Annotated in this window: 11 protein-coding genes; 2 read left to right on the top strand and 9 right to left on the bottom strand. The window is 71.8% G+C overall.

Going from position 1 to position 12,972, the window contains the following annotated elements; translation table 11 throughout:
* Positions 1 to 133: 133 nt before the first annotated feature.
* The 4 genes from J2847_RS10025 to J2847_RS10010 all read right to left on the bottom strand — a co-directional run bounded on the left by J2847_RS10025 (position 134) and on the right by J2847_RS10010 (position 4,156).
* Entirely contained in the window at positions 134 to 1,345 is a 1,212-nt protein-coding gene (locus J2847_RS10025; RefSeq protein ID WP_209778840.1) for an ABC transporter substrate-binding protein, read from the bottom strand.
* Positions 1,346 to 1,407: 62 nt separating this feature from the next.
* Positions 1,408 to 2,187: a 3-hydroxybutyrate dehydrogenase gene (locus tag J2847_RS10020; RefSeq protein ID WP_209778839.1), complete on the bottom strand. Its 780-nt coding sequence runs from the start codon at positions 2,185 to 2,187 to the stop codon at positions 1,408 to 1,410.
* Between the two features lie 49 nt (positions 2,188 to 2,236).
* Entirely contained in the window at positions 2,237 to 3,175 is a 939-nt protein-coding gene (locus tag J2847_RS10015) for a beta-keto acid cleavage family enzyme (RefSeq protein ID WP_209778838.1), read from the bottom strand.
* A gap of 69 nt (positions 3,176 to 3,244) precedes the next feature.
* Positions 3,245 to 4,156, bottom strand: coding sequence for a 3-hydroxyacyl-CoA dehydrogenase family protein (locus tag J2847_RS10010; RefSeq protein WP_209778837.1), 912 nt, complete (start codon positions 4,154 to 4,156; stop codon positions 3,245 to 3,247).
* Between the two features lie 240 nt (positions 4,157 to 4,396).
* On the opposite strand from J2847_RS10010, the gene J2847_RS10005 reads away from it, so the two are divergent.
* Positions 4,397 to 5,899, top strand: coding sequence for a sigma-54 interaction domain-containing protein (locus J2847_RS10005; protein ID WP_209778836.1), 1,503 nt, complete (start codon positions 4,397 to 4,399; stop codon positions 5,897 to 5,899).
* A 12-nt stretch (positions 5,900 to 5,911) separates the two neighbouring features.
* Here J2847_RS10005 and J2847_RS10000 read toward each other — a convergent pair whose 3' ends face one another.
* Genes J2847_RS10000 through J2847_RS09980 form a run of 5 tightly spaced genes read right to left on the bottom strand, consistent with a single transcriptional unit; the run spans position 5,912 to position 12,237 of the window.
* Complete coding sequence (locus tag J2847_RS10000; protein ID WP_209778835.1) at positions 5,912 to 6,865, bottom strand: phosphatidate cytidylyltransferase; 954 nt, start codon at positions 6,863 to 6,865, stop codon at positions 5,912 to 5,914.
* Positions 6,862 to 7,518, bottom strand: a complete 657-nt coding sequence (locus tag J2847_RS09995) for a lysophospholipid acyltransferase family protein (RefSeq protein ID WP_209778834.1) — start codon at positions 7,516 to 7,518, stop codon at positions 6,862 to 6,864. Before J2847_RS09995 ends, J2847_RS10000 begins: the two co-directional genes overlap by 4 nt.
* Positions 7,515 to 8,177, bottom strand: coding sequence for a CDP-alcohol phosphatidyltransferase family protein (locus J2847_RS09990; RefSeq protein WP_209778833.1), 663 nt, complete (start codon positions 8,175 to 8,177; stop codon positions 7,515 to 7,517). Before J2847_RS09990 ends, J2847_RS09995 begins: the two co-directional genes overlap by 4 nt.
* A gap of 26 nt (positions 8,178 to 8,203) precedes the next feature.
* Positions 8,204 to 11,626 (bottom strand): acyl-[ACP]--phospholipid O-acyltransferase, encoded by a 3,423-nt coding sequence (locus J2847_RS09985; protein WP_209778832.1) that lies wholly within the window; start codon positions 11,624 to 11,626, stop codon positions 8,204 to 8,206.
* A complete protein-coding gene (locus tag J2847_RS09980) occupies positions 11,623 to 12,237 on the bottom strand; it encodes a TetR/AcrR family transcriptional regulator (protein WP_209778831.1) in 615 nt (204 codons plus the stop codon). Before J2847_RS09980 ends, J2847_RS09985 begins: the two co-directional genes overlap by 4 nt.
* A gap of 219 nt (positions 12,238 to 12,456) precedes the next feature.
* On the opposite strand from J2847_RS09980, the gene J2847_RS09975 reads away from it, so the two are divergent.
* The gene (locus J2847_RS09975; RefSeq protein ID WP_085553346.1) at positions 12,457 to 12,882 is read left to right on the top strand and encodes an NUDIX hydrolase; all 426 of its coding nucleotides are present in this window, start codon (positions 12,457 to 12,459) and stop codon (positions 12,880 to 12,882) included.
* Positions 12,883 to 12,972: the final 90 nt, after the last annotated feature.

Raw genomic sequence — 12,972 nt, 5'->3', positions numbered from 1 at the left:
ATTTCATATACGCGGCTGGTGGAAGTCTATAAGGATCAAGGGCTTGTCCGGGGCCGGCCGGGTGTCTGCCCGGTCCGGCGGTCCTGGACGGGAGGCGCCCGGCGGTCACTTCACGAGGGTCACTTCACGAGGGTCACTTCACGAGGGGGCAGCCGCTGTCCTTGGGGGCGATGTAGGCCTGTTCGCCGGGGACGGTCTTGAGGATCTTGAAGTAGTCCCAGGCGTGCCCGGTCTCCGCGGGCGTCTTCACCTGCGCCAGATACATGTTGTTGAAGACGCGGCCGTTGGCGGCGATCCCGACGTCCTTCATCATCATGTCGTTGACGGGCGTGGCGCGCATCCTGGCGGCCACCTTGTCGGCGTCGTCGGTGCCGGTCTCCTGAACCGCCTTCAGGTAGTGCCTGACCGACGAATAGACGCCGGCCTGGTTCATCGACGGCTTGCGGCCGGTCCGCTCCTCGAACTTCCTCGCCCAGGCGCGGGTCTCGTCGGTCATGTCCCAGTAGAAGGAGTTCGCCAGCATCAGCCCCTGCGCGGTTTCCAGGCCGAGCGCGTGGACGTCGTTGATGTTCAGCAGCAGCCCCGCCATCGTCTGGCCGCCCTGGGGCAGGCCGAATTCGGCGGCCTGCTTGACGGCGTTGATGGTGTCGCCGCCCGCGTTGGCGAAGGCGACGACCTCGGCCCCCGACGCCTGCGCCTGCAACAGGTAGGACGAGAAGTCGGACGCCCCCAGCGGATGGCGCACGCTGCCCTTGATGGTGCCGCCGAGCTGCTTGACGGTGTTGGCCGCCTCGGCTTCCAGCGAATGGCCGAAGGCGTAGTCGGCGGTGACGAAGAACCAGCTCTTCCGCCCCTGCCCGACCAGCGCGCGGGCGGTGGCGGAGGCCACGGCGTGGTTGTCCCAGGTCCAGTGGAAGCCGTAGGGGCTGCATTCCTTGCCGGTCAGGTCGGTCGAGCCGGGGCCGGACATCAGGAAGAGGCGCTTCTTGTCGCGGGTGATGACCTGGACGGCGAGTGCTGCGGCCGAGTTCGGCACGTCGGCGACGACGTCGACCTTCTCGGTGTCGATCCACTGGCGCGCCAGATTGGCGGCGACGTCCGCCTTGTTCTGGTGGTCGCCGACGATGATCTCGATCCTCGTGCCGTTGATGGCGTTGCCGAACTCCTCGGCGGCCATCCGCGCGGCGATGGCCGAGCCCTCGCCGTTGATGTCGGCGTAGATGCCGGAACGGTCGGACAGCATGCCGATCTTGACGACGCCGTCCGACATCTGCGCCTGGGCGGCCAGCGGGGACAGGGCGGCGATCGACAGGGCGGCGGTGCCGGCGAGCAGAAGGTTGCGCATGGTTTCACTCCCTGGGGATGTTGGTTCTTGATGCCTGAAAGGCCGCCGTTGCGGCCGGCGCGTCAATGCGTGGTGTAGCCGCCGTCCACGGGCAGGGCGGTGCCGGTGATCGAGGCGGCGGCGTCGGAGCACAGGAAGGCGATGGCGGCGGCGACCTCGTCGGGCGGGATCAGCCGGCCGGTCGGCATCTTGCCGAGGAACACCGCCTTGAGCACCTGGTCTTCCGGCAGGCCGGTGACCTGGGCCTGCTGGGCGATCTGCGTCTCGATGATCGGGGTCAGCACCGTGCCGGGGCACACCGCGTTGCAGGTGATGCCGTGCTCGGCCACCTCCAGCGCCACCGCCCTGGTCAGGCCGATGATGCCGTGCTTGGCCGCGACGTAGGCCGGCTTGTGCGGGGCGCCGACCATGCCCAGCACCGAGGCGGTGTTGACGATGCGGCCCCAGCGCCGCTCGCGCATCGCCGGAAGCGCCGCCTTGATGGCGTGGAAGGCGGCGCTGAGGTTGACCGCCAGCAGCAGGTCCCACTTGTCCTCGGGGAACTCGTGCAGCGCCGCGACGTGCTGGACGCCGGCGTTGTTCACCAGGATGTCGACCGGCCCCAGCGCCTCGGCCGCCCGCGCCATCATCGCGCGCACCGCGTCGGGCCGGCTGAGGTCGGCGTCGGAATAGACGATGGTCGTGCCGCTGCGCGCCGCGATCTCCGCACAGGTCGCCTCGATCTCCGCGCGGTCGCCGAAGCCGTTCAGCATCACATGGCAGCCGCGTTCCGCCAGCGCGCGGGCGGTCGCCAGACCGATGCCGCTGGTCGAGCCGGTGACGACGGCGTTTCTGTTCCGCATCTCTTTTTGCCCCTCGAAGGTTTTTGAAAGCCCGTGTCCGCCGCGCGGCTCAGAACCCGACCTGATCGGCGCCCTTGAGGGCGAGCATGGCGCGCGCCTCGGCCGGGGTGGCGACCTCCAGCGACAGCTCCTCCAGGATGCGGCGGATCTTCGCCACCTGCTCGGCGCTGTTCCTGGCGAGCCGGCCACGGGCGAGGTACAGGCTGTCCTCCAGCCCGACCCGGACGTTGCCGCCCATGACGGCGGCCATGGTGGTGAAGGGGATCTGGTGGCGGCCGGCGGCCAGCACCGACCAGGCGTAGTCGCCGCCGAACAGGCGGTCGGCGGTCTCGCGCATGAAGGCGAGGTTGCGTTCCTCCGCGCCGATGCCGCCGAGGATCCCGAAGATGGTCTGGACGAACAGCGGCGGCTTCACCAGCCCGCGGTCGAGGAAATGCGCGAGGTTGTAGAGGTGCCCGACGTCGTAGCACTCGAACTCGAACCGGGTGCCGCAGCCCTGGCCCAGATGCTCCAGGATGTAGGCGATGTCCCGGAAGGTGTTGCGGAAGATGAAGTCGTCGGTTCCGCGCAGATAGGGTTCCTCCCAGTCGTGCTTCCAGTCCTTGTAGCGGTCGGCCAGCGGGAAGATGCCGAAATTCATCGAGCCCATGTTGAGCGAGCACATCTCCGGCCTGGCCAGGAGGGGGGCGGCGAGGCGTTCCCGCACCGTCATGTCGAGCGAGCCGCCGGTGGTGATGTTCAGCACCGCGTCGGTGGACTGCTTCAGGCGCGGCAGGAACTCCATGAAGACCGCCGGGTCGGGGGTCGGCTGCCCGGTGCGGGGATCGCGGGCGTGCAGGTGCAGGATCGCGGCCCCGGCCTCGGCGGCGTCGAGCCCCTGCTCGACGATCTCGTCCGGCGTGACCGGCAGCGCGTCGGACATGGTCGGGGTGTGGATCGATCCGGTCAGCGCGCAGCTGATGATGACTTTCTTCGCGGGTGCGGCCATGCGTGGCCCTCCTGTGTGTCCGGCGCGAGAGGCCGTGGAAGAGTGGGGGTGCGGGCGCGGTCGCGGCGTTCAGCCGTGCCCGGTCCCGTCGAAGCGTTGAAGATGGGCGGCCAGCCGGCTGTGCGCCTCGGCCCGCTGCGCCTCGGTCCAGTTCCGGAACCCGCCGCCGGCCTTCATGCCGAGCCGCCCGGACGCGACCAGCTCGCGCAGCAGGGGCGAGGGGCCCGGCCGCCGGTCGAGGTCCGGCAGGACATGCTCGTGCACCGCCAGCGTCAGGTCGGTGCCGACGAGGTCGGCGTTCTCCAGCGGCCCCAGCACGGCGAGGCGGCGGCCGAAGCTGGCCTTGACCACGGCGTCGACCGTCTCGGCGTCGCAGACGCCGGTCTCGACCAGCGCGATCGCCTCGCGCCACAGCGCGTGCTGGAGGCGGTTGCCGATGAAGCCGGGGACGTCCTTGCGGACATGCACCGGCGTCTTGCCGATGGCGGTCAGCAGGCCGATCATCGCGGCGACCGCCGCGTCGGCGGTGTCCGCCGTCTGGATGACCTCGACGAGCGGGATCAGGTGGGGCGGATTCCACCAATGGGCGCCCAGCGCGCGGGACTTGTCGCGCAGCGGTTCCATGATCCGGGTGATCGGGATCACCGAGGTGTTGCTGGCGAGCAGCGCGTGGGGCGGGGCGGCGGCCTCGACCGCCGCGAAGATCCGTTGCTTGAGCGCCAGATCCTCCGGCACCGCCTCGATGACGACGTCGGCCCGCCCGACGGCCTCCTCCAGCGCCGCGCAGGGCCGGATGCGGTCGGCGGCGGCGGCGTCCCGGCCAAGCTCCCGCAGGTTGCGGCGGACATGGTCGAGGATCCCGGCCCGGCGGGCGGGATCGGGTTCCTGGATGTCGACGCGGTGGCCGGCGGCGGCGAAGGCCTGGGCGATCCCGTGCCCCATCAACCCGGCGCCGATGATGCCGATGCGCTGCTGTGTCATGCCCGGCGCGTTTCCTTCCCTGATGTCGGAGCGGACGGCGGATCGAGGGCCGTCTGGCTGACTGTCCGTCCCGCAAGTCTTCTGGGGAACGGATTAGCAAGCGCCGCGCCACATCCGGGATGCGTGCGTTTTCAACGGTTTGTGCGGAGAGCGGAAAATCAGCGCTGGCGGTCTGTGTCGAATCTTGACAGGATATGTTCAGAATATTGACAAAAACGACCGGGAGAGGGGGAAACGGCCATGCCGACGGGTCCGGACGAGCGGTTCGCCGCCGCGCGCGCGCTGATGGTGATGATAGACGAAATGATCGAGGGCGCCATCCTGGTCGACCGGGAGGCCCGCATCGTCTGGTCCAACGACAAGCATGTCTGGTTCGACAGCCGGCTGATGGCGTCGCTGGGGCTGCGGTCGGTGGCGGACATGGTGGGCCAGCCGGTCGAGCGGGTCATCCCGCACAGCCGCATGCGCGAGGTGGTGGACAGCGGCCGCTCCCTGCCGCTCGACATCATGCGCTACGGGGAGCACACGCTGCTGGTCAGCCGCCTGCCCCTGCGCGACGAGCGGGGCGAGGTCATCGGCGCCCTCGCCTTCGCGCTGAAGAACAGCCTGACCTACCTGCGGCCGATCGCCGACCGCTTCAACAAGCTGCAATCGCGCCTCGCCCGCGTCGAGCAGGAGCTTGCCGCCAGCCGGGCGTCGAAGCACACCGTCGAGAGCCTGATCGGCTTCAGCCCCCCGATGCTGGAGGTGAAGCGGCTGGTGCGCCGCGCCGGCCAGATCGGCTCGACGGTGCTGCTGCTGGGCGAGACGGGCACCGGCAAGGAGCTGGTCGCGCACGCGATCCACGCGGCGTCGGACCGGGTGGACCGTCCCTTCGTCGGCGTCAACGTCGCGGCCATCCCGGAAAATCTGCTGGAGGCGGAGTTCTTCGGCGTCGCCCCCGGCGCCTACACCGGCGCCGGCCGCCAGCCGCGCCCCGGCAAGTTCGAGCTGGCGGACGGCGGCACCCTGTTCCTCGACGAGATCGGCGACATGCCGCTGCCCTTGCAGGCCAAGCTGCTGCGCGCGTTGCAGGAACGCGAGGTCGAGCCGCTGGGATCCAACCGCGTCGTCAGGGTCGACGTCCGCATCATCGCCGCGACCAGCCGGGCGCTGCCGGAGATGGTGCGGGCCGGCGCCTTCCGGCCCGACCTCTACTACCGGCTGAACGTCTTTCCGATCCAGCTTCCGGCGCTGCGCGACCGCAAGGAGGATCTGGAGATCCTCGCCTCGCTGTTTTCGGAGAGGACGGCGGTCAGCCTCGACCAGCCGATGCGCGACCTGACGCCCCCGGCGCTCGACCGGCTGCGCGGGTACGACTGGCCCGGCAATGTCCGGGAACTCGCCAACATCCTCGAACAGCTCTACGTGCGGACCGAGGGGGACCGCATCACGGCCGAGGATCTCGCGGGCATCCTGCCCGGAGCCGCCGCTCCGGGTACCGTCCCCTTGGGTACCGTCCCCCTGGGCGCCGTCCCCCTGGGCACCGTCCCCTTGGGCGGCGGCCCGCCCCCTTCCGCCCCGCCCGACCGCAAGCGCCCGCTCGCCGAGGCGGTCGACGAGCTGGAGCGCTCCCTCATCCTCGCCGCGCTCGACGAGGCGCGGGGCAACAAGCTGGAGGCGGCGCGGAGCCTCGGCCTGTCGCGGACCAACCTCTACGCGAAGCTGCGCAAGCACGGGCTCATGCCGGACGCGGAGGGCTGACGCCGCCGGCCGTCAGGTGAACCAGTAGCGGGTGAGGTGGAAGAACAGCGGCGCCGAGAAGACCACGGAATCGAGGCGGTCGAGGATCCCGCCATGCCCCTCGATCAGCGTTCCCCAATCCTTGACGCCGAGGTCGCGCTTCATCGCCGACAGGACGAAGCCGCCGAAGAAGCCGGCCGTCACGATGGCCAGCGACATCCCCGCCGCCTGGAGCGGCGAGAAGGGCGTGATGACGTGCAGCCCGGTGCCGACGGCGACGGCGGTCAGCCCGCCGCCCAGCAGCCCCTCGACCGTCTTCGACGGGCTGATGCCGGGCGACAGGCGGGTGCGGCCCCACAGCTTGCCGAAGACGTACTGGAAGACGTCGCTCAGCTGCGCCACCGTCATCAGGTACAAAAGCAGCAAGGCCGCGGGCAGGTCGTAACCGGGGATGTCCAGCCACAGCAGGGCCGGCGCGTGGCTGAGGCAGTAGACCGCAACCATCACCCCCCATTGCGCCTTGGCGGTGCGGGTGAGGAAGTCGGACGGATCGGCGCCCAGCACCGCCAGCGAGGGCAGCGCCATGAACACGTAGACCGGGATGAAGATCGAGAACAGCCCGTACCAGCCGAAGCCGATCAGCCAGTATTGCAGCGGTACGACCACGAAGAAGGACAGGAACAGCCCGAGATGGTCGCCGCGCCGGGTCGGCGTCAGGGTGATGAACTCGCGCAGCGCCAGATAGGAGAGCAGGGCGAACAGCACCAGCGTCACCGTGCCGCCCAGCAGCATGGCCGCCGCGAACAGCGCCACCATCACCCACCAGGAGCGGATGCGGGCGTTCAGGTTGCGCACCGTGTCCCGCCCGGCCGGGCTTCGCACCCGGTGGGCCAGGACGGCGCCGATCAGCGTGGCGACGGTCAGCAGCCCCAGGGCCGCGCCCGCCAGCCAGAGAAAGAGCGGTTGGAACAGCGGTTCGGCGGTCATTGGGCGGTCCGTTGGCTGGAATCGTGTCGGGACGGGGAGGGGGACGGGTGCGACAGGGCGACCAGCGCGTCGCGCGCCCGCTCCAGGAAGGCGGCCTTGTCCTCGCCGTCAACGGGCGGCGGCAGCGGCGCGCCGAAGCGCATGGTGCAGATCAGCGGCACCGGCAGCGGCATCCCCTTGGGCATCACGCGGTTCAGGTTCTCGATTAAGACGGGCACCAGCTCGGCCCCCGGCACCCGGCGGGCGAGGTGGTAGAGGCCGCTCTTGAACGGCTGCACGGCGCCGTCGCCGCGCGTCCCCTCGGGGAAGAGGATCAGCGAGCGCCCGTCCTCCAGCACCGCCGCCATGGCGTCCATCACCTCGGCCGTCGCCTTGCCGGTGCGGTCGACCAGCAGCGCGTTCAGGCAGCCGACCGCCACGCTCCGCCGCAGGGCGGACCCGCCCCAGTAATCGAGCGCCGCCACCGGGTGAGTCCGCGCCCGCAGCTCGCGCGGCAGCGCCGCCATCATCACCAGCGTGTCGAGATGGCTGCTGTGGTTGGCGAAGTAGATGCGCGGCACGTCGGCGGGGGCGCAGCCCTCCCAGCTCGCGCGGGCGCCGACCAGCAGGCGGGTGAGGCCCAGCAGGGCCGGACGGAGAAGGGGGATCATCATGACCGGGACTCCAGAAGACGGGCGATGCCGGCGGTGCGGGTCGCGGCGGTGAGCAGGCTTCCCATCAGGATGATCCAGCCGGCGGCGAGCAGGCTGAACCGCGTTCCCCACAGGGCGTGCTCGGCCGCCTGGGCCAGCAGGGCGGCGGTGAGGGCGGCCATGCGGCGCTGCTTGGCCATCACCCCGCCGAAATCCTGCGCCAGCCCCAGCGCCCCGCCGAAGACCCGGACATAGGCGGTCAGCATCGCCGCCAGCGCCGCCGCCCAGCCGAGCCAGGGGACGCCGACGGCGTAGCCCAGCGGCACCAGGAAGGCGGTGTCGGCGAAGCGGTCGGGGATCTCGTTGTAGAGCGCGCCGACGCGCGACCCCTTGCCGCCCTCCACCGCGACCATGCCGTCGAGCAGGTTGCAGATCAGGCGGAACTGGACGCAGAGCGCGGCGCCGATCCAGGCGGCGATCCCGCCATGCAGCAGCAGCGCCCCGCCGATCGCGGCCCAGGCGACGGACAGCAGGGAGATCTGGTTGGGCGTCACCGGCGTCGTGCTCAGCCACGCCGCCAGCCGCTGCGCCCAGCGGGCCTGGCGGGTGGCGATCGGGCGGCGGTCGGCGGCCGGGGCGGCGGATGCGTCCGGTGTGGCGGGTGTGGCGGGGTCCATCATGGGCTCTCCCATCATGCGGTTTCCCATCATGCGGTTTCCTTGGCGGCCTCGGCGGCGAAGCGCGCGACGGCCGGATAATCGGTCTTGCCGGTGCCCAGCAGCGGGATGGCGTCGAGGCGCAGGACATCGCGCGGGACGGCGATCTCCGGCGCGCCCCTGCCGCGCGCGGCGGCGGCCAACGCGTCGCGGGTCAGCGCGGCGCTGGTCGTCACCAGGACGATGCGCTCGCCGCGCCGGGCGTCGGGCAGGGCGACGGCGGCGTGGGCGGCGCCGGCGTCGGCGAGGCCGGCGATCTCCTCGACCACGCCCAGCGCGATCATCTCGCCGGCCACCTTGGCGAAGCGCTTGACCCGGCCGACGATGCGGATGAAGCCCTCGGCGTCGATGGTCACGATGTCGCCGGTGTCGTGCCAGCCGCCCTCGGGCGGCTGGATCACGCCGGGGCGGTCGGCGTGCAGGTAGCCCTTCATCACGTTCGGCCCGCGCACGCGCAGCCGTCCGCCGGTCTCCACCCCCGGCACCGGCACCAGCTCGGTCTCGATGCCGGGCAGGGCCTGCCCGACGCTGCCGGGGCGGAAGCGGGCCGGCGTGTTGACGGCGATCACCGGGGCGGTCTCGGTGGTGCCGTAGCCCTCCAGCAGATGGACGCGCAGGCGTTCGGTGTAGACGCGCCGCGTCTCGTCCTGGAGCCGCTCGGCCCCGGCGAAGACCAGGCGCAGCGAGCGGTAGTCGTACGGGTCGGCCGTCCGCGCCCAGGCGCTCAGGAAGAAGTCGGTGCCGAACAGCACGGTGGCGTTGGTCTGGTAGACCAGCTCCGGGATCAGCCGGACATGGCGCGGGTTGGGGTAGAGCACCGTCTTCACGCCGTTGAGGATCGGCAGCAGCATCCCCCCGGTCAGCCCGAAGGAGTGGAAGACGGGCAGGCAGTTGAACACCACGTCCCGCCGGGTGAAGTCGACCACCGACGCCACCTGCGTCAGGTTGGCGAGCAGGTTGCCGTGGCTGAGCGCCACGCCCTTGGGCGGCCCCTCCGACCCGGAGGTGAAGAGGATGGCGGCCACGTCGTCCGGCGTTCCCTGTTCCGGCAGCAGCCGGTCGGGCATGACCAGCGCGACCAGGGCGCGCAGCGTGTCGCCGAGCGTGAGGCCGCGCTTCACCTCCTCCAGATGGATGATCGCGTGGTCGGCGGCGAGCGCCTCGACCAGCGCGCCCAGCCGGGCCTTCTCGACGAACTGGGCCGAGGTGACGATGCGGCGCACCCCGGCGGCGCGGCAGGCGGCCTTCACCGAATCCGGCCCGGCGGTGAAGTTCAGCATGGCGGCCGGACGGCCATGGGCGGCGAGGCCGAAGAACACCGCCGCCGTCGGCGACGCCGTGGGCAGCAGCACGCCGACCGCCTCGCCGGGCTCGGTGCCGCGCGTCAGGATGCGGCCGAGCACCAGGGCGCGCGCCGCCAGCGCCCGGTAGGACACGGTCGTGAAGTCGCCGTCCTGCACCGCCGCCTCCCGCGCGCCGGTCTTGCGGCGGGCGTCGAGCAGGGCCAGCATCAGCGTGTCGGGCTGGGCGCGGGCGGCGCAGACGGTCTCCGTCATCAGCCGCGACAGCCAGGATTTCAGCGCGGCGCGGCGGGTCTTGCCGACCAGCCCGCTCACGTCCGGAGTCGGGGCCGGCGGCATGACGGTGATGGTGATGCGCGGGAACAGGCCCAGCCGCAGCCGCCCCCGCATCCGCGACAGGATCGAGCGCTGCGCCCCCTCGATGCAGACCGGCACCACCGGGCAGCGCGCCTTGTCGGCCAGCATGCCGGGGCCGCCGTTGATCTTCATCAGCGAGCCGGTGACGGTGATCCGCCCCTCGGGGAAGACGCAGACCTTGTCGCCGTCGGCCAGCGCGCGGGCCAGCGCGCGGGTGCCCAGCGGGTTGGTCGGGTCGATGGTGACGTGGTCGGCCATCGCCAGGAAGGGCCTGACCAGGGCCAGCCGGGCGATGTGGGTGTCGACCGCGAAGCGCATCCCCGGCAGGAAGGCGGCCAGCAGCGCGCCGTCCAGGAAGGACTGGTGGTTGGGCGTCACCACGGCGGCGCCCTGGAGGGTGGTCAGATGCTCCGCCCCGCGCACCTCGACGCGGAAGGCCAGCCGGAAGACGGCGCGGAAGACGGCCCGCAGCAGCCCCCGCCCATCGACGGCCAGCGCCATGACGACGGCGGCCAGCATGCTCGCCCCGCCCCAGGCGGCGACGGCCAGCGGCGACAGGCCGAGCGCCAGCATCCCCGCCGCGACGGCCGAGCCGGCGACCATGTAGAGCGCGTTGACCACGTTGGCGGCGGCGATGACGCGGGCGCGGACCGAGGGTTTGGCCCGGTGCTGGATCAGCGCGTAGAGCGGCACGGCGAAGGCGCCGCCCGCCGCCGCGATGACGAACAGGTCGGCCAGCAGCGGCAGCGCCCAGGGCTGGGCCAGCAGCGCCATCGGCGACAGCGGCTCGGCCGGGGGAACCGCCGGGGTCAGCAGCGGCAGGGCCGCGCCGGCCAGCGCCGCGACCAGCCCGGCCAGCGCCGCCTTGCCGGCGTCGGCGGTGGACGGCGCGCGGTGGCTCAGACCCGCCAGGATCGAGCCGGCGGCGACGCCGATGGCGAAGACCGCGAGCAGCAGCGTGGCGCCGTTGGCGTCCGCGCCCAGCGTCTCGCGGGCGATGGAGGGGAACTGCGCCATCACCACCGCGCCGACTCCCCAGAACACCGAGATGCCGTGGATCGCCCGCATCGACACCCGGTCCCCGGCGACCGAGCGCAGCACCCGGACCGTCACCGACAGCGGGTTCAGCCCGACGCGCACCGCCGGGTCGGCGTTGCCGGCGCGCGGGATGAACAGCGAGGCGCCCAGCCCCAGCACCGCCGAGGCGCCGAGCAGCCCCGGCACCGCCCAGGGATGCACCAGAGCCAGCGAGCCGCCGGCGATGGTGCCGAGCAGGATGGCGACGAAGGTCCCGGCCTCCACCAGCCCGTTGGCGGCGGTCAGCTCCGACGGGGCCAGCAGGTCGGGCAGCAGCCCGTACTTGACCGGCCCGAACATCGTGGAATGCGCGCCCATGCCGACCAGCGCGATGATGAGCACGGGCAGGTCGGCGGCGACGATGCCCCAGGAGGCGACGCCCATCAGCCCGATCTCCGCCAGCTTGACGGCGCGGGCGACCAGCGTGCGGTCGTGGCGGTCGGCGAGCTGCCCGGCGGTGGCCGAGAGCAGCAGGAAGGGCAGGGTGAAGGCGCCGGCCGCCAGCGTCGAGATCATCGCGCCGTTCGACATTCCGTCCGGGGAGCCGCCGGCGGCGAGGCCGTAGACCGCGATCACCGCGATGGCGCCGCGCAGCACGTTGTCGCCGAAGGCGCCGAGGAACTGGGTGAGGAACAGCGGCAGGAAGCGGCGGGAGGCGAGCAGGGCGGGGGCGCTCATGGCCTGGCTCCGGAAACGGCGATGCCATCGAGGATCGCGTCGGCGATGGTGCCGGCCAGCGTGGAGAGCGCGGCGGTCTGCCGGCCGTAGACGTGCGACTGCACGTTCAGGACGATGGCGCCGATGACGATGTGGGCCAGCGCGTCCTTGTCGGCCCGGACGACGCTGCCCTCGGCGATGCCGTCGGCGACGATGCCGCAGATCACGTCCACCGGCGTTTCCTGGCCCCGCGGCACCAGCGGCAGCGCATCGTGCTGCGACAGCAGCAGGAAGCGGGCGCGGTCGGGGGCCGCCTCGGCGAGGTCGAAGGCGTGGTGGATGACCCGCCGCAGCCGCTCGGGCGCCGGGCCGTCGCCGGCCGCCTCCCGCAGGGTCCGCGACATGGCCGTGTATTCCGTCGCGAACAGCTCGGCCGCCAGCTCCTCCTTGCTCGGCCAGTGGCGGTAGAGCGCCCCCTCCGACACCCCGGCGGCGCGGGCGATGTCCTTGACCGTCGTCGCCCTCACCCCCTTCTGGGCGAACAGCGCGATGGCGGCGTCGCCGACCTTGTGGCGGACATCGGGGGGGCGGCTGTCGGGCGGGCGGCTGTCGGGGGAGCGGGCGGCGGACACGGCGCACCTGTTCGTGAGTGAATGTTCACTCGCATGGTGGCGAAGCCATTCGCGACGCGCAACGGGATTTACCGGCCTACCTCTTCCGGACGATGCGGACGCCCCGGCCGTCAAATGGGCAGCAAGGGGGGGAGGCGCCAGGGGGGAGGCGGCCGGGAAAAACGGCCCGCCCACGCGCGGCGGGTTGAAATCGGGCGGCGAACGGGGAACATACAGTGCATGAGAACCTCGTCCCCCCGCACCCAGTATGCCGCCTTGCCGTACCGGCTCTCCGGGACGATTCCCCAGGTGCTGCTCGTCACGTCGCGCGAGACGCGGCGCTGGATCATCCCGAAGGGCTGGGCGGAGAAGGGCATCAAGCCGCGCGCGATGGCGGCCCGCGAGGCTTTCGAGGAAGCCGGGGTGACGGGCAAGGTCAGGAAGCGCCCCTACGGCTCCTACCGCTACGAGAAACGCCTGGCGGCCGGCCGCTCGGTCGAATGCGAGGTCACCGTCTTTCTGCTGGAGGTGCGCGAGGAGCTCGACGAGTGGCCCGAACGGCACGAGCGGGACCGCCGCTGGCTGAGCCCCGGACAGGCCGCCATGGCCATCAGCGACAGCGGGCTGGTCGCCATGCTGCTGGGATTGGCAACGCCGTCGAACTGAGCGTCGCCCCGGCCCGCCGGGAGCCTCACCGGACCGGGCCGGATCCCGCCAGGGCTGCCGCCGTCCGTCCGTTCCCATCCCGCGTTCCCT

The sequence above is a fragment of the Azospirillum agricola genome (genome assembly GCF_017876095.1).
Classification (GTDB): Bacteria; Pseudomonadota; Alphaproteobacteria; order Azospirillales; family Azospirillaceae; genus Azospirillum; species Azospirillum agricola.
Note: the sequence above shows the minus strand (reverse complement) of the source record. Positions and strands in the feature narration are given on the sequence as shown.